15 protein-coding genes, 1 tRNA gene and 2 pseudogenes are annotated in these 16249 nt (G+C 74.2%); 5 read left to right on the top strand and 13 right to left on the bottom strand.

Going from position 1 to position 16249, the window contains the following annotated elements:
• The first annotated feature begins 71 nt into the window (after nt 1–71).
• Together FLM69_RS06480 and FLM69_RS06485 are read left to right on the top strand one after the other, a co-directional pair.
• Nucleotides 72–1073 (top strand): aminotransferase class IV, encoded by a 1002-nt coding sequence (locus FLM69_RS06480; protein ID WP_036383651.1) that lies wholly within the window; start codon nt 72–74, stop codon nt 1071–1073.
• A 77-nt stretch (nt 1074–1150) separates the two neighbouring features.
• On the top strand, nt 1151–1429 hold the full coding sequence (locus tag FLM69_RS06485) for a DUF4235 domain-containing protein (RefSeq protein ID WP_036383649.1): 279 nt from the start codon (nt 1151–1153) through the stop codon (nt 1427–1429).
• Nucleotides 1430–1507: 78 nt separating this feature from the next.
• Here FLM69_RS06485 and mnhG read toward each other — a convergent pair whose 3' ends face one another.
• The 9 genes and pseudogenes from mnhG to FLM69_RS06530 all read right to left on the bottom strand — a co-directional run bounded on the left by mnhG (nt 1508) and on the right by FLM69_RS06530 (nt 11639).
• The gene (mnhG, locus tag FLM69_RS06490) at nt 1508–1915 is read right to left on the bottom strand and encodes a monovalent cation/H(+) antiporter subunit G (RefSeq protein ID WP_036383647.1); all 408 of its coding nucleotides are present in this window, start codon (nt 1913–1915) and stop codon (nt 1508–1510) included.
• The gene (locus FLM69_RS06495; RefSeq protein WP_036383645.1) at nt 1912–2250 is read right to left on the bottom strand and encodes a monovalent cation/H+ antiporter complex subunit F; all 339 of its coding nucleotides are present in this window, start codon (nt 2248–2250) and stop codon (nt 1912–1914) included. Before FLM69_RS06495 ends, mnhG begins: the two co-directional genes overlap by 4 nt.
• A complete protein-coding gene (locus tag FLM69_RS06500) occupies nt 2250–2867 on the bottom strand; it encodes a Na+/H+ antiporter subunit E (RefSeq protein ID WP_036383643.1) in 618 nt (205 codons plus the stop codon). Before FLM69_RS06500 ends, FLM69_RS06495 begins: the two co-directional genes overlap by 1 nt.
• Nucleotides 2854–4485 (bottom strand): Na+/H+ antiporter subunit D, encoded by a 1632-nt coding sequence (locus tag FLM69_RS06505; RefSeq protein ID WP_036383641.1) that lies wholly within the window; start codon nt 4483–4485, stop codon nt 2854–2856. The genes FLM69_RS06500 and FLM69_RS06505 overlap by 14 nt, the downstream gene beginning before the upstream one ends.
• Nucleotides 4482–5042, bottom strand: a complete 561-nt coding sequence (locus FLM69_RS06510) for an NADH-quinone oxidoreductase subunit K (protein ID WP_078025521.1) — start codon at nt 5040–5042, stop codon at nt 4482–4484. The genes FLM69_RS06505 and FLM69_RS06510 overlap by 4 nt, the downstream gene beginning before the upstream one ends.
• Nucleotides 5039–8137, bottom strand: a complete 3099-nt coding sequence (locus FLM69_RS06515; RefSeq protein WP_041104517.1) for a Na+/H+ antiporter subunit A — start codon at nt 8135–8137, stop codon at nt 5039–5041. Before FLM69_RS06515 ends, FLM69_RS06510 begins: the two co-directional genes overlap by 4 nt.
• Before the next feature lie 68 nt (nt 8138–8205).
• A pseudogene (locus FLM69_RS06520) lies at nt 8206–9573 on the bottom strand (MFS transporter); the annotation flags it as partial.
• A complete protein-coding gene (dcd, locus tag FLM69_RS06525) occupies nt 9525–10106 on the bottom strand; it encodes a dCTP deaminase (protein ID WP_002858370.1) in 582 nt (193 codons plus the stop codon). The gene dcd and the pseudogene FLM69_RS06520, both read right to left, overlap by 49 nt.
• 3 nt (nt 10107–10109) lie before the next feature.
• A complete protein-coding gene (locus FLM69_RS06530) occupies nt 10110–11639 on the bottom strand; it encodes a hypothetical protein (protein ID WP_041104513.1) in 1530 nt (509 codons plus the stop codon).
• A gap of 121 nt (nt 11640–11760) precedes the next feature.
• On the opposite strand from FLM69_RS06530, the pseudogene FLM69_RS06535 reads away from it, so the two are divergent.
• Nucleotides 11761–11949 (top strand): annotated as a pseudogene (locus FLM69_RS06535) (cation:proton antiporter); the annotation flags it as partial.
• A gap of 99 nt (nt 11950–12048) precedes the next feature.
• A tRNA-Gly gene (locus FLM69_RS06540) sits at nt 12049–12122 on the top strand.
• A gap of 167 nt (nt 12123–12289) precedes the next feature.
• Here the strand turns inward: FLM69_RS06540 and FLM69_RS06545 are convergent.
• Entirely contained in the window at nt 12290–12736 is a 447-nt protein-coding gene (locus FLM69_RS06545; RefSeq protein WP_020626108.1) for a DUF2087 domain-containing protein, read from the bottom strand.
• 260 nt (nt 12737–12996) lie between these two features.
• Between FLM69_RS06545 and FLM69_RS06550 the strand changes: the two genes are divergently transcribed.
• Nucleotides 12997–13977, top strand: coding sequence for an AEC family transporter (locus tag FLM69_RS06550; protein WP_036317140.1), 981 nt, complete (start codon nt 12997–12999; stop codon nt 13975–13977).
• Between the two features lie 55 nt (nt 13978–14032).
• Here FLM69_RS06550 and FLM69_RS06555 read toward each other — a convergent pair whose 3' ends face one another.
• The 3 genes from FLM69_RS06555 to FLM69_RS06565 all read right to left on the bottom strand — a co-directional run bounded on the left by FLM69_RS06555 (nt 14033) and on the right by FLM69_RS06565 (nt 16234).
• Nucleotides 14033–14992: a diaminopimelate dehydrogenase gene (locus FLM69_RS06555; protein ID WP_036385002.1), complete on the bottom strand. Its 960-nt coding sequence runs from the start codon at nt 14990–14992 to the stop codon at nt 14033–14035.
• Between the two features lie 44 nt (nt 14993–15036).
• Nucleotides 15037–15630: a hypothetical protein gene (locus FLM69_RS06560; protein WP_141843541.1), complete on the bottom strand. Its 594-nt coding sequence runs from the start codon at nt 15628–15630 to the stop codon at nt 15037–15039.
• Between the two features lie 124 nt (nt 15631–15754).
• Nucleotides 15755–16234 carry a flavodoxin domain-containing protein gene (locus FLM69_RS06565; RefSeq protein ID WP_036384268.1) on the bottom strand — a complete coding sequence of 160 codons (480 nt, stop codon included), beginning with the start codon at nt 16232–16234 and terminating at the stop codon, nt 15755–15757.
• Between the last annotated feature and the right edge of the window lie 15 nt (nt 16235–16249).

Below are 16249 nucleotides of genomic sequence, written 5' to 3' on the forward strand. Positions count from 1 at the left end.
GGCCTGACCGCCCCCGACTGATGCCCGCCCCCGGCCCCGATCGGCCGGGGGCGGGCGTCTATCCTGGGCGGATGCGTCCCACCGCCTTCTCCCCCGCCGCCGGCTCGCCCGTCCTCGTCCTGCTCGAGACGGACGCGGACGGCGCCCCCGCCCCGCGGCTCGCGGACCCGGCCGTCCCGCACCTGAGCGTCACGGACCAGGGGGTCACGCGCGGCGACGGCATCTTCGAGACGGCGCTCGCCGTCGCCGACGGGCTCGGGACCCTGCGCATGCGCAAGCTCGGAGCCCACCTCGGCCGGCTGGCCGCGTCCGCCGCCGCCCTGCAGCTGGCCGCCCCCGAGGCGGCGGCGTGGGAGGCCGCCGTCGCGCTCGGCCTGCGGGCGTTCACCGAGGCCAACGACGTCGCGCCCGGGGACCGTCTCGCCGTGCGCCTGACCGTCACCCGCGGCCCGGACGCGGCTCCCGGCGCGGTGCCCACGCCCACCGCGTGGGCGCTGCTGAGCCCGGCCCCGGCGATCCAGGACGAGGAGCGGCAGCGGGGGCTGCGGGTGCTGCTGCTGGACCGCGGCATCGACTCGCAGGCCCCCGAGCGCTCCCCGTGGCTGCTCACCGGCGCGAAGACCCTCTCCTACGCCGTGAACATGGCCGCCCTGCGCTACGCCCGCGCGCACGGCGCCGACGACGTCGTCTTCACCAGCGCGGACGGCTACCTGCTCGAGGGCCCCACCTCCACGGTGCTGATCGTGCGCACCGGGGAGGACGGCGTCCGCCGCCTCCTCACCCCGCTGCGCCAGAAGGGCATCCTCGCCGGCACGTCGCAGGCCGTGATCTTCGCGGCCGCCCACGCGGACGGCTGGGAGCTCGGCTACGGCCCGCTCGTCCCGGCGGACCTCCAGGGCGCCGAGGGCGTCTGGCTCGTCTCCTCGGTGCGCGGCGTCCTGCCGGTGCGCGCCGTCGACGGCGTCGAGATCCCCGTGGACCACGAGCTCACCGGCATGCTGCAGGCCCATCTGGACGCCGACGGCGACCCCGGCCGGCACGTCAGCGGCGACCCGGTGCCCACCGCGGGCTAGGCTGGGGACCGGCCCGTCCGGCGTCGTCGGCCGCGGCCGCAACCGCACGTGAGATCCCCGACCACGGAAGGCGCACCATGAACACGCTCGCCCAGAAGGCCCTGTCCGCCGGCATCACGCTGGTCGGCGGCATCGTCGGCTCCCGCGTGGTGGCGGGCGGCTGGCGGCTCGTCACCGGCCACAGCGCCCCGAACGACGCGGCCGACGAGACGCTGCCCCTCATCGAGGCCCTGTCCTTCGCGTTCATCTCCGCGGGCGTCGCGGCGCTGCTGAAGGTCGCCGGCCAGCGCGGCGCCGGCGCCGCGATCCGCAAGGTGTCCGAGTCCACCGCGCACCGCGTGGACCACGAGGTCTGAGCCGCCCCGCCACCACCACGACGACGGCCGCCGCCCGGAGGGATCCGGACGGCGGCCGTCGTGCTATGCGGGGTGGTGTCAGCGGCGCCCGCGCGGCCGGGCGCCGGCGCGGCGCGGCCCGGGGTCCGCCGGGGGCTCGGCGCGACGGACGACGGCGGCCAGCTCGTCCCGGTGCAACAGCTCACGGCGGGCGTGCTTGGTGCGGTAGCCCGTACGGCCCACCAGGTGGGAGGCCACCGGGGCCGTGACCATCTGGGTGACCCACGCCAGCAACAGCACGGGCAGCCACACCCACGACCGCCACTCGATCGCCAGCCCGGCGAGCATGAGCAGCAGGCCGAGGACCTGCGGCTTGGCGGCGGCGTGCATGCGGGCCAGCAGGTCCGGGAGCACGAACAGGCCCACGCCGGCCACCAGGGAGAAGAAGGCACCGCTGACGAGCAGGAACGCGGCCAGCCAGTCCAGGAGCGTGGCGGTGTCGGTCATCGGCCCTCCTCCCCGCCCGGCACGTCCGTGGTGCCGGGCACGCGCGCCTGGTCCTCGAGCGAGTGGTCCGGGCGCCGGTCCTCCGCGAAGCGCGCCACCGTCACCGAGCCGACGAAGCCGACGGTGGCGGCCAGCACCACGAGGACCACGTGGTGGGTGTGGCGGTGCACGGCCATCTCCAGGACGAGCATCCCGGAGAACACCACGAGCAGCACGTCCGTGGCGACCGCCCGGTCCAGCAGCGAGGGGCCGCGCACGATCCGGTAGAGCGCACCGACGGCGCCGACCACGAGCAGCGCCCCGCCGGCCCACGTGGCCAGGTCCATGGGGTCCATCAGGCCTCCTCCTTCGGGGGGCGGGCGGCGGGGGGCGCCGAACTCGGGAAGCGGCGGACCAGCTCGAGGTCCTCACGCGTGCCGACGGCGCGGATGATGCCCGCCTCCACGTCGAGGGCCTTGGCGCGGAAGCCCGCCACGTCCTCGTCCGTGGTCGCGTCGAGCACGTGCAGGTACAGGACGGAGCGGACCCGGTCCACGTCCAGCACGATCGAGCCCGGCACCAGGGCCAGGGCGTGGCTGACGAGCGTGATGATGAGGTCGTCGTGGCTGCGCAGCGGGACGCCCACGATCGAGCCGCGGGCGCGGCGGCCACGCAGCAGCACCGTCCCGGCCACGTTGACTGAGGCGCGCACGACGTCGACGAGGAACCGCACCGTGAACACGAGGGACCACCAGGGGTTCAGACGGCCGCTGAACGGGATGCTCGGCATCGGGAAGAGCCCGATGATCAGCAGCGCGAAGGCGAGGCCGGTCAGGGCCACGTGCGGAGCGAAGTCCTGCCACAGGGCGCACCACACGGCCACCATCACGAGGATCAGCGGCCACTGGGCCACGATGCCCCGGATCCGGTCGGGGCGCACCACGCCGCGGCGGGCGGAGTCACTTCCGGGCATCGTGCACCTCCGTCGGGTCGACGCTGAGGGTGGCCGCGGCCCGCTCGGCCGCGGCGTCGTCGAGCACCGCCGCGATGTAGGGCGAGCGGTCGAGCATGTCCGTGGCGGCCTCGTCGGCCAGCGCGAACAGCGGACCGGCGGCCACCGTGAACACCAGCGTCAGGCCCACGAGCGCCGTGGTGGGCAGCACGAGGCCCGGCTCGAGCGGGCGGGGGCGCTCGCCACGGGCGACGGCCCGCTCGTAGGCGGCCACGAGCTGGGCGGGCGGGTGCTCCACGTCCTCGACGCGGCGCCAGAACGCGCGGGTCCACACGCGCACCACCACGAGCAGGGTCAGCAGGGACACGAGCAGGGACACGCCCACCAGCGTGTAGGCCAGGGGCGTGGCCTGCTCGACGCCGCCGCGCAGCAGGCCGACCTTGCCGAGGAAGCCGGAGAACGGCGGGATGCCGCCGAGGTTGAGCGCGGGCACGAGGAACAGGACGCTCACGAACGGGGAGACCTTCGCCAGGGACCCGAGGCGGTCGATGTTCGCTGTGCCGGCGCGGTTCTCGATCAGGCCCGTGACGAGGAAGAGCGCGGTCTGCACGGTGATGTGATGGGCCACGTAGTACACGGTGGCCGCCAGCCCCGCCTCCGTGGCCAGGCCCAGGCCGAAGATCATGTAGCCGATGTGGGAGACGAGGATGAAGGACAGGATGCGCTTGATGTCCGTCTGGGCCAGCGCGCCGAGGATGCCCACCACCATGGTCAGCGCGGCCACCACGAGCAGGAGCGCGTTGACGTGCTCCCCCGGGAAGAGCAGCGTCTCGGTGCGGATCATCGCGTACACGCCCACCTTGGTGAGCAGGCCCGCGAACACCGCGGTCACCGGGGCGGGCGCGGTGGGGTACGAGTCCGGCAGCCAGAAGGACAGCGGGAACACGGCCGCCTTGATGCCGAAGCCCACCAGGAGCAGCACGTGCAGGACCATCTGCACGTCGGTGGGCAGCTCGCCCAGCTTCACGGCCAGGTCCGCCATGTTCACGGTGCCGGTGGCCGCGTAGATCATCGCGATCGCGATCAGGAACACCACCGAGGAGAGCACGGAGACCACCACGTAGGTGACGCCCGCGCGGATGCGCTGGGCGGTGCCCCCCATGGTCAGCAGCACGTAGGAGGACGTCAGGAGGATCTCGAAGCCCACGTAGAGGTTGAACAGGTCGCCGGCGAGGAACGCGTTGGACACGCCCGCCACGAGGATCAGGAACGTGGGGTGGAAGATCGAGACCGGCCCACCCTCGTCCCGGTTGATCAGCCCCTGCGCCGAGGCGTACAGCAGCACCGCCAGGGTGATCAGCGCCGACACCACGAGCATGAGGGCCGAGAGCCGATCCACCACGAGGCTGATGCCCAGCGGGGCCGGCCAGCCGCCGAGGTGGACGGCCGCGACCCCGGTGTCCCAGACCGCGGCCAGCAGCAGCGCGTCCAGCACGAGGGTGAGCACGAGCGCGGAGACCGTGACGGTGATCTGCGCGCGGGGGCGGCGCACGAGCATGAAGGTCACGGCCGCGCCCAGCACGGGCAGCATGACGGCCAGCGGGGCCAGGTCGGTCAGGGGGAGGGTGCCGATGCTCACGGGCGCGGCCCCCCGTCGGCGCGGTGGGCACGGACGGCGGACGCCGGGCCGGGATGGGCGGGCGGCGTGGGTGAGGCGTGGCGCACGTGGGGTCGGGACTCCGTGGCGTGCTCGTAGTGGGCGTTGGGGTCCGCGGCGTCGTCCAGGAACTCCGAGGACTCCTCCACGAGCTCCGCGTCGTCCTCCGCGTCCCAGGCGGGCATCCGGGCGATCTTGACGTCCTCCGCGTCCACCTCGACCTCGTCCTCGCGGACGAGCAGCCACGAGCGGTAGATCATGGCGGTCAGGAACGCGATCACGGCGAAGCCGATCACGATCGCGGTGAGGATCAGCGCCTGCGGCAGCGTGTCCGCGTACTCGTGCGGGTCCCGTCCGCGCACGAACAGCGGGGCCAGGCCCGTGCCGCCCGAGGAGAGGAACAGCAGCATGATGGCGCCGTTGTTGATCAGCACGATGCCGAGCAGGATGCGCGTCAGGCTGCGCTCGAGCACGAGGTAGATGCCCCCGGCGAACATCACGCCCATGGCCAGGAGCAGGGCCAGGTCGACGGTCATCATCGGGCGGCCTCCTGGGTGGACGGAGTGGACGGGGTGGGCATGCGCGGATGGCGACGGCGGGCCGCGGCGCGCAGGCGGGCGCGGCGGGCCTCCTCGCCCCGGCGGTCCACCTCACCGCCGAGCGAGCGCAGCACGTCGATCACGAGCCCGACCACCACGAGGTACACGCCGATGTCGAACGCCGTGGCCGAGACCAGCTTGAGGGCGTCGCCGAACAGCGGCAGGTCGGTGAACTCCACCACATAGGACTGCAGGATCTGCCCGCCGAAGAAGAGCGGGGCGATCCCGGTGAGCGTGGCGATCGCCAGGCCCAGGCCGATCATGGGCCCGGCCGGGATCACGGAGGCCTCCTGCAGCTCGTACCGGCCGCCGGCGAGGAAGCGCAGCGTGAGGGCCAGGCCTGCGAGCAGGCCGCCGGCGAAGCCGCCGCCGGGGGTGTTGTGCCCGGCCAGCAGCAGGTAGACGGAGAGCAGCATCATGATCGGGAACATGAAGCGGGTGACGACCTCGAGGATGATCGAGCGCCGCTCGGGGGCCATCGTGTGGCCGGCCACGAGCCACTGGCCCTTGCGATCGTCCACAGCGAAGCTGCGCACGACGGACAGCTCGCGGGCCCCGAGCGAGGAGTCGGCGCCGAAGTCGCCGACGGAGCCGGGGGCGACGTCGTCGATGCTGCGGGTGCGCCCGTCGCGGTGCTGCAGGAAGATCAGGGAGGCCACGCCGGTGGCCGCGGCGGCCAGCACCGTGATCTCGCCCCACGTGTCCCACGCGCGGATGTCCACGAGGGTGACGTTCACGGCGTTCGTGCCGTAGCCGTCCGTGTAGGCGAGCTCCGGCATGGGCAGCGAGATCCGCTCCGCCGTGCGGGCGGCCAGCGCGGTGGCGGCGATCCACATCATGGTCAGCGCGAACCCGACGGCCACGGCCAGGCGGCCCAGCCGCCGCGAGCCGGTGCGGCGGTCGTACCAGTCCGGCGGCAGCACGCGCAGGCCCAGGATGAGGGTGACCAGGATGATGGTCTCCACGAGCACCTGGGTGATCGCGAGGTCCGGGGCGCCGCGCATCGCGAACAGGGCGGCGGCGCCGTAGCCGGTCACGGACACCAGCATGATCGCCTTGAAGCGGCGGCGCGCGCGGACGGCGAAGACGGTGGCGACGGCGATCATCAGCACCACGACCAGCTGCGCCGGGGTCTGGAACCAGGCGACGTCCGCGGAGAGGAACGAGGTGGCCAGCGTGCGCTCGCTGCGCCCCACGGGGAAGAGCAGGAACGCGGCCGGCAGCAGGAACGCGGTGGCCAGGATGATGCCCAGGTAGCGGCGCAGGGAGCCGGTCTGGGTGCGCCCCGTGACCCAGATGGCGACCTCGTCGAGGGCGCCGGTGATCTTCCGGTACGTGCGCAGGGCGTCGACCGGGAACTCGACGCGGCGCTGGAACGCCTCGACTCCCGGCCGGCCGAGGGCGAGCAGCGCGCCGAGCACCCAGACCCCCGCGGAGAGGGCGAGGATGGGCGTCCAGCCGTGCCACAGGGCCAGGTAGGCCGGCGCCTCCTCCGGGTCCAGCGGCGGCAGGGAGCCCGTGTGGGCGGTGATGATCCCCTCCACCGGGCCGGGCAGGAAGGCGAGCACCAGGCCGGCGAGCGCGAGCAGCGCGGCCGGGGCCAGCTCGAGGGTGGTGACGCGGGTGTGGAAGCGCGTGACGGGGACCGCGGCCCCCTCCTCGTCCCGCTTGGCGGCGAACGAGCCCCACAGGAACCGCCACGTGTAGGCGAAGGTGAGCACCGAGCCCACGGTCATGAGCACGAGCGGCGTCCAGCCCCACACGTCCGCGTGCGCCACGCCGTGGGCGGCCAGGCCCTCCAGGACGGACTCCTTGGCCACGAAGCCGAACAGCGGAGGCAGGCCGGCCATGGACAGGCCCGCCACCACGGCGACGGCGGCCAGGGCCGGGTGGCGGCGGCCGATCCCGGAGAGCTGGCGCAGATCGCGCGTGCCGGCCTCGTGGTCGATGATGCCGACCACCATGAACAGGGGGGCCTTGAACACCGCGTGGGCCAGGAGCATGGCGAGGCCGGCCATGGCGGCGTCGCGGGTGCCCAGCCCGTTGGCCACCATGAGGAAGCCGAGCTGGGAGACCGTGCCATACGCGAGGACGAGCTTGATGTCTGTCTGCCGCAGGGCGCGCCAGCCGCCGAGCAGCAGGGTCCACAGACCCACGCCGATCACGAGGACCTGCCACATGGCGAGGCCGTGGAACTCCGGGGCCAGGCGGGCCACGAGGAAGACGCCGGCCTTCACCATGGCCGCCGCGTGCAGGTACGCGGACACGGGGGTCGGCGCGGCCATCGCGCCCGGCAGCCAGAAGTGGAAGGGGGCCTGGGCGGACTTCGTGAGGGCGCCGATCAGCACCAGGGCGACGGCGACCTCGAGCAGCCCGCGCAGCCCGGCGTCGGCCATGAGGGCGGGGGCGGCCTCGAGGACCCCGGAGATCCGCCAGGACCCGGCGAAGTGGGCCAGCATGATCAGGCCCGCGAGCATGGCCAGGCCGCCGAACGTGGTGACGATCAGGGCGGTGATGGCGGAGCGGCGGGCGAAGATGCGGTGGCCCGAGTAGCCGATCAGCAGGAAGGACAGGACGGACGTGATCTCCCAGAAGGTGTAGAGCACCATCAGGTCGTCCGTGGTGACGAGCCCGAACATCGCGCCGGCGAACGCCAGCAGCTGCCCGCCGAACACCGCGTTGCGCGGCTCGTGCTCCCGGAAGTAGCGGGCGCAGTAGGCCAGGACCAGCGCGCCGACTCCCAGCACGATCAGGGACATGAACGCGGCCAGCACGTCCATGCGGAACGCGAGCTCGGTCTCGAGGTACGGCACCCACGGCACGGCGCGGTCCAGGCGCGCCGCCGAGGCCGGGACCGGCCGGCCGGCGTCGAGCGCCTCCTGCAGCGCGAACACGTGCGGCAGCTGAGTGAGCAGCCAAACGAAGCCCGCCGCGGGAGCGGCGGCGAGCAGATAGAACCCCTGACGTCCCGTCCACCGGAAGAGCACCGGGGCGGCGAGCGCGACGACGAAGAGCGCGGTCAGGATGACGAGCATGCGGTCCCTTCGTCAGGCACGGGCGAGGGTCCGGTCCAGCCTAACGGAGGGATGCGCCCCACCCGGGGTCAGCGGACCGATTCCGCGCTCCGCGTGATCGGCTCCGTGACCCGGGCGAACAGCAGCCCACCGGCCACGAGCACGACGGCGATCACGGGGATGACCACCCGGTTGTCCGGGTGCAGGGCGAGCGCGAGCGTGACGAGCGCGGGCGTGATGAACCCGACCGCGCGGCCCGTGGTGGCGTACAGCCCGAACACCTCGCCAGCCGTCCGCGGCGTGGTGAGCCGGCCCAGGAACGCGCGCGAGGCCGACTGCACCGGGCCCACGAACAGGCACAGCGCCAGCCCGCCGACCCAGAACGCGAGGGTGCCCGAGGCGAAGAACAGCGCCCCGGCCACGAGGACCATGGCGGCCAGCGAACCGAGGATCACCCGGCGCGGACCGACCGCGTCGTCGAGCCGCCCGCCCACGAAGGCGCCCAGGGCGGCCACCACGTTGGCCGCGATCGCGAACAGGATCACGTCCGAGGTCGCCAGCCCGTAGACCGTGGTGCCCAGGATGGCGCCGTAGACGAACACCGCGCCCACGCCGTCGCGGAACACCGCCGAGGCCACGAGGAACCACAGCGTGTTCCGATCCTCGCGCCACATCCGGGCCAGCGTGGCCCCCAGCTCGCGGTAGGAGCCCAGCACCGACTCACGGCGCGGCCCGCCGTCCGCCGCCGGGGCGGGGGCCGGGTCCGGCACGGCCACCAGCACGGGGATCGCGAACACGAGGAACCACGCGGCGGCCACGAGCGCGACCACCCGGATGTTCAGCGCCGCGTCCTCCGTGACGCCGAACCAGTGCGCGTCACCCGAGACGAAGCCCACGAACACGATCAGCAGCAGCAGGATGCCGCCGAGATACCCCGCGCCCCAGCCGATGCCCGAGATCCGGCCGATCGTGGCCGGCGTCGAGATGTGCACGAGGATCGCGTTGACCTGCACCTCCGCGAACTCGAAGAACACCGTGCCCAGGGCGATCAGGGTGACGCCCAGCAGCAGGGAGGACTCCTCCGGGGTGACCCAGAAGCAAGCTGCGGTGCACGCGATCACGGCGCCCGTGGTCAGCGCCAGCCAGAGGCGGCGCCGTCCCGCGCCGTCCGCCCGACGCCCCAGCACGGGCGCGGTGACCGCGATGACGACGCCGGCCACCGCCATCGCCGTCGAGAGCCAGGCCGTGCCCCGCTCGTCCGGCCCGAACGCGTCCGAGGCCAGGTAGGTGCCGAACACGAAGGTGACCATGACCGCGTTGAACGCGGCCGAGCCCCAGTCCCACAGCGCCCACGCGGCCACCTGGCGGCGCGGGGCGGCGGAGGCGACCGGCGGGAGCGCGACGTCGGTCATCGCTCGATGCGGGTGAGGTGGAAGTCCCGGTGCGCCCGGGAGGCCGTGGGCCCGCGCTGACCCTGGTACCGGTTCTGGTTGGCCCCGGTGCCGTACGGCGACTGGGCCGACGAGGAGAGCCGGAAGAAGCACAGCTGGCCGATCTTCATCCCCGGCCACAGCGTGATGGGCAGCGTGGCCACGTTGGACAGCTCGAGCGTGACGTGCCCGGAGAACCCGGGGTCGATGAACCCGGCGGTCGAGTGCGTCAGCAGGCCCAGCCGCCCCAGCGAGGACTTGCCCTCGAGGCGGGCGGCGAGGTCGTCCGGCAGCGTGACCTGCTCATAGGTGGAGCCGAGCACGAACTCCCCCGGATGCAGGATGAACGCCTCGTCCGGGTCCACCTCCACCAGCCGGGTCAGCTCGTCCTGCTCCTGGCGCGGGTCGATGTGCGCGTACCGGTGGTTGTCGAAGAGCCGGAAGAACCGGTCCAGGCGCACGTCCACGGACGCGGGCTGGACCATCGCCGGGTCGAGGGGGTCCAGGCCCACGCGCCCGGAGTCGAGCTCGGCGCGGATGTCGCGGTCGGAGAGCAGCACGGCTCAGTCCATTCGCACGACGACGGCCAGCGGGGTGCGCTCGCGGCCCTGGCCCAGCGGGTTGTCCGCGAAGGCGGCTTCGAGGACGGCGGCCGACGCGGCGGTGTCCTTGCCGAGGGCGTTGCGGCCGATGTCGTTGGCGTCCATCACGACGGTGCCGGCGAAGGAGGCCTTCGCCCAGGCCGGGATGTCCGCCGCCCGGATCATCGCCGAGACCTCGGCGGCCACCCGGTCCGGCTCGGCCGGCGGCAGCTTGGCCGAGACGTTGGCCGGGAACGTGGAGTAGGTGGTGGGCCCGTCGATCGCGCGGACGTTGCCGCCCACCACGTTGTAGAACACACCGCGCTTGCCGGCGACCTTGCCGGCGGCGCCGGCCGCCGCGGAGAGCACGATGCGCGGCAGGCCCGCCTCCTGGATGGCCAGCTGCATGGTGGTGGGATCGCCCAGGCCGATGCCCGCGGGCGTGCGGGTGACCAGGCGGGAGAGGACGCGGGCGGCCACGGAGGGGCGGACCTCCCACGTGTAGTAGGAGCGACCCTGGGTGATGGCCACGATCTTCTCGGACACGGAGAAGTGCCACGGGGCGTCCTGCGGCATCGCGTCCGCGGGCAGGTCGCGGAAGAAGTCCTCGATCTCGCCGCGCAGGTAGGCCTGCAGGTCCGTGTCCCGGTCCACCAGGCCGGTCTGCACCGGGAAGCGGCGGTAGCGGCGGCCGTCCTCGGCGGAGACCAGGTCGAGCTCCTTGCCCGGGTTCGGCTCGTGGTCCGGTTTGGCCGGTGCCGGGGCGGTGGGGGCCTCGTCGACCGCGGTGGCGGGGCCGGCCGGGGCGGCGTCCGCGTCCACCGCGTCGCGCAGCCAGAGCTCGAGGTTGAGCAGGCGCCAGAAGCGCTCGGGGTCGTGCCGGCGCGGGTGGGCGAGGAAGTCCTCGAAGAGCGCGCGGACGGTGGGCGCGTCGGCGTACGGGCGGGCGGCGAACGAGTCGGAGGCGAACACCTCGCGGACCGGCTCGCGCAGGGCGAGCAGCAGGCCGGCCGCGGCGTCGTCGTCCGCGTGGCGGGCCGGCGGGAGGACGGCGTCCACCAGGCCGGCGAGCCGCCCGCGCGGCACGCCGCGATCGGCGGGGCGCTCGTCCGCGTGGGCGTCGACGAAGGCCGAGTTCAGCAGCGCCTCGACGGGCACGTCGGCGCGCTCGCGGGAGTCGGCCAGGCGTGCGGCGACGTCGCGGCGGGTCGCGGTCAGGGTGCGCGCGGCACCGCGCAGGCCGCGGGGCGCGTCGGCGGCCGAAGGCGTCGGGGCGGGGCGGCCGCACACGTGCGCGGTCGAGGCCAGGGGGCCGCCGTGGGCGCGGATCGCGGCGCGGACCGACTCGAGGTCGGCGACCGGGGACGGCGTCGCGGCGGGGGCCAGCGGTGCGGGCCGGGGACCGCCGACGAGGAAGGGGCGGTCCGCCTCCCCGAACGCGAGGTAGCGGTACACCGCCGCGTCGTCGGGGCGGGCGGGGACCTGGGCCGCGTCGGCCGTGGTGTCGCGCATGGGACGTCCTTCCGGGACAGGGGCTGCCGGACGCGTCCGGCCGCGGCCGGGCGCGGTTCGGACTCTACCAGCGGCCCCCGGCGCACTTTCGTTCGGGAAACGGCGGCCCCTGGTGCACTGTCGTTCGGGAAACGGCGTGGCCGGCCGCTGGCGCGCGGGTGCGGCCCTGACCATCCGCGGGGAGTTCTCCATCGTGATCGCCGGGCCGGTGCTCACGCGGTACGCGGACGCGTTCGGTCGCTCGCGCGCCCGGGCGGCGACGCGGCGGGTGCAGGCGCGCGAGGTCGCCGTGGCGGACCCGGTGCACTGACGTACGGGGCCGTGGGGCGCGAGGACGACGCGGGGCCGGTGCACCGGCCGGGCTGGTGTATGGTGGTGCCCGCGCCGCAGGCGGAAGCCGAGCGGTTGCGCGGGCGTAGCTCAATGGTAGAGCGCTTGCTTCCCAAGCAAGATACGCGGGTTCGATTCCCGTCGCCCGCTCCACACCACGACGACGGCCCCGGGCCCCTCACGCGAGGGACCCGGGGCCGTGTCGGCCCACGTCGCCCCGCCACGGCCGCACCGGGAACGCGAGACGTCGGAATGCGGCCACATTCCGGCGTCATGGCGACCGCTGGCGTTCCAGGTCGACGTGCGGGGTCCCGCTCCCCTCAACGGCCCGCGCGGATCTCGCGCAGCCGGCGTTCCAGGTCGACCGGCAGGTCCGCGGCGAAGCGCGGGTCGAGGTCGGGCCCGGCGTCCGCCAGCCGGTAGACGCCGTCGGCGCGGTCGAGGAACCCGTAGTCCACGAGTTCGCGACGCAGCGTGGCCACGTCCTCGTGGGCGGGGCGCAGCAGGTCGTTGACCTCGGCCTCCGCGTAGGCGCGGCCCGCTCTGAAGCGACGCAGCAGCTCGAGAAGGACGGCCACCCGCGGCTTGCGACGCGCAGGGATGGAGCGCAGCCGGTCCCCGTCGAAGAAGCGGGTGAGCACGGTCGCGTGGTAGCGCTCGGCGGACTGCCACTCGTCGGCGAGGGCCGCCGCCGCGGCGGTGTACCGCTCACCGGTGACGGCCATGCGGGCGCGGATCAGGGTCTTGAGGTCGGACTGACGGGTCATGGTGCATCCTCGCCGGCGCGCTCCCGGCCATGCCGCGCCGCGGGTCGGGGACGACGTCCGTCGCGTGCGGGTGGGCCCGAGGATCCGCTCCCCTTCGCGCCGGGCTGCAGGGCCCTGCCGCGCGGGACCGGGCCGCGTGGCGCGCTCGGCGGTGGGCGCCGCCGTCGTGATCCAGGCTAGCCGACGCCCGCGACGTAGGATCGCGCCATGCCCCTGACCCCGCCGCGGACCGCCCCACCCCGACCTGTGGAGGCCCGTCCGTGACCCAGGTGCTCTCCGGCTTCGCGGTCGTGTGGGTGATCATCCTCGTGGGCGTCCTGGTGGGGCGCACGGGGGTGCTCGGCGAGCACGGCCGCACCGTGCTCTCCCGCGCGGCGTTCTTCATCGGCAACCCGGCGCTGCTGTTCGTCACGCTCTCCCGCGCGGACGTGGGCGCCGTGCTGGGCCCCCAGCTGTGGGTGGCCACGCTGTCCGCGTTCACCGCGGCCGCACTGTACCTCGCGGTGACGGTCCCGCTGCTGAAGGGCAGGTCGGCCTCGGAGCGGATCATGTCCGCGCTCAGCGCCTCGCTCGTGAACTCGGCGAACCTCGGCATCCCCATCGCGGCCTACGTCCTCGGCGACGCCGCCCTGGCCGCCCCGGCGCTCATCTTCCAGCTGGCGATCTACACGCCGCTCTACGTGGCCGCGATGGACGCCGCCACCGCGCGCGAGGTCCGGCGACGCACGACGGCGGGCCGGCGCCGGGCGGTGCGCCGCTCCCCCGGGCGCGCCGTGGCCGACCAGGTCCGCCACACGGTCACCAACCCCCTGATCCTGGGCTCGGTGGCCGGCCTGGTCTTCTCCCTCACCGGCTGGTCGTTGCCGGGCCCCCTCATGGAGTCCGTGGAGCTCATCGGCGGGCTGTCCATCCCGGCGATGCTCCTGGCGTTCGGCATGTCGCTGGTCGGCTCGCGGCCGCTCGAGCGGGCCGGCGGGCGACGCGCGGACGTGCTGCTCGCCTCGGCGGTGAAGCTGGTGGTGCATCCGCTGCTGGCCTGGCTGCTCGCGCAGTTCGTGTTCGGCCTGGATGCGCGGCACGTGTTCGTCGCCGTCGTCCTGGCCTCCCTGCCGACCGCACAGAACGTGTTCGTCACCGCCGTGCGCTACGACGCGGGGCTGCGCGTCTCGAAGGACACGATCCTGGTCACCACGATCGTCGCGATCCCGGCGATGATCGCCGTCGCCCTGCTGCTGGCCTGAGGCCGACGACGGCGGCGCCCGGCCCGGTGTCACGCGCCGGACGCCTCGCCGCGGCTCAGACGTCCCGGCGGATCAGCTCGTCCAGCCCCGTGGGCGAGAGCAGGTACGGGGCGACCTCGAGCACGGTGCGCGCCCCCGTCTCCCCCTGGGCCTTCAGACGCGCGGCGGCACGGCCGTAGGCGACCTGCGCGGCGGCGGTGAAGTCGGGGTTGGACTCCAGCTCCAGCACGAACTCGACAGCGCTGCGCGAGCCGCCGAGGTCGCCCGAGGTGACGACGTGGCCGCCGTGCGGCATGCCCTGGTGGTCGCGCTCGAACTCCTCCTCGGAGATGAAGTGCACGGTGGTCTCGTACGGGGCGAAGTAGTCGGGCATCGTGGTGATGGCCTCGGTGATGGCCGCGTGGTCGGCCTCGTCGGCCACCACGTAGCACTCACGCACGTGCGCGGAGGCGCCGGTGATCTCGGCGCCCCGTCCGGCGCGGGCCTCGGCGATCGCCTCCTCGCTGGGGATCGTGTACTGCACGCCGCGCCGGACGCCGGGGACCCGCCGGACGGCGTCGGAATGGCCCTGCGAGAGGCCCTTGCCCCAGAACGTGTTCTGCTGCGGCTGCGGGAACAGCGCCGCGCCCAGCACCCGGTTCACCGAGAACAGGCCCGGGTCCCAGCCGGTGGAGATCATCGCCACGTGCCCGCCCTCCCGGGCCGCGGCGTCCATCTCGGCGCGGTGCCGCGGGATGAGCTGGTGGTTGTCGTAGGTGTCCACGGTGGTGAAGTGCCGCGCGTAGCCGGCCGCCTGCTCGGGGATGTCCGTGGCGCTGCCGAGGCAGAGGAACAGCACGTCGATCTCCCCGGCGTGCTCGGCGGCCCGCTCCGCCGGGAGCACGGGCGTGTCCGTGTCCAGGCCGGTGCGGCGCGAGAAGATGCCCACCAGCTCCATGTCCGGCTGGAGCTTCACGAGCTTCTCCACACTGCGGCCGAGGTTCCCGTATCCGACGATGCCGGCGCGGATGGTCATGTGCGTCCTCCTGGTGGGGTCGTGGTCAGGTCGGTCCCGCCAGCCTAGGCCCGGCGCCGCGGGGCGCCGAGTCCGCCCGCCGGACCGCGCAGCAGGAGCACGACGACGGCGACCAGCCCCGCCAACGCCAGCATGCTGACCACGTAGATCGGCCAGGCCCACGGGCTGTGGTCGCCCCCGCCGATGCCGTAGGTGTCCGCGAGCGCCATGCCCGGCCCGAACGAGGCCATGAAGTAGGCCGGAGACGCGGCGACGAGCGAGGCGAGGCCCAGGGCGAGGACCGCCAGCGGGTCGACCTCCTCGCGACGCCACGTGAGGAACCACAGGATCGCGGCCACACCGAGCCCGGCCGCCAGGATCACGGCCGGGAGGACGAAGGGGACGCCGAGCTGGCCCGCCGCGCTCAGGTCCGCGTAGATCCTCCCGAGGCCGCGGTCGCCGGGCGCGGCGGCCAACGGGTTGAGGACGAACACCTGCAGGGCCGCGAGCGCCGCGGCGGCGGCGATGACGCCCGGGACCACCGCGCCCGCGGCGAGCCGCACCAAGCCGGGCCGGTCGGGCAGGGCGAAGGGCGCCGTCGTCGGGCGGGGCCGGGCGGGGCGGGAGGACGCGGCGGGGCGACGGGCGGAAGGGGACATGCGGCCAGGCTAACCGCTCGCCTCCGCTGCAGACACGAGAGCCTCCGGCGCCATTTCGTCAACGACAGCGGCTGTGGAGGCTCCTGCGCCCCCGCCGTCTCGTCGACGAGCGCGGCGGGTGAGGTCAGCGCACGCCGGCGCCGGAGAGGGTCTTGGCCCAGGCCTCGATGGCGTCCCAGTCGCGGAAGTCGCCGTAGTGCTCGTTGCGGGAGAGCTTGAGCTTGAGCTTCTCCAGCCGGCCCAGGCGCTCCTCGACGAGCGCCCCGCGGAAGTACGCCACCTCGCGCGGGCCGTAGGACTCGAGCTTCTCCCGCACCGGCCGGGCCAGCTCGGGCGCGCCGCCGGAGGCCAGGATCACGAGCGGCAGGTCCGCCAGCTCGGCCCGACGGGTGTCGAGGAACGCCCGGGCGTCGGCGGCGAGCGAGCCCGTGTAGACCGGGGCCGCGACGATCACCGCGTCCGCCGTGGCCAGCCACGCAGCGGCGCCCTTGACGTCCTCCACCACGGTCGGGACGGCCTGCGACGTGCGCAGCACCTCCGCGACCCGCTCGGCGATCTCTCGCGTGGATCCGTGGGCGGACGAGGTGACGATGAGCGTGGTCATGGTGGGGCGCAGCCT

The organism is Micrococcus sp. R8502A1 (genome assembly GCF_006704135.1).
GTDB lineage: Bacteria > Actinomycetota > Actinomycetes > Actinomycetales > Micrococcaceae > Micrococcus > Micrococcus luteus.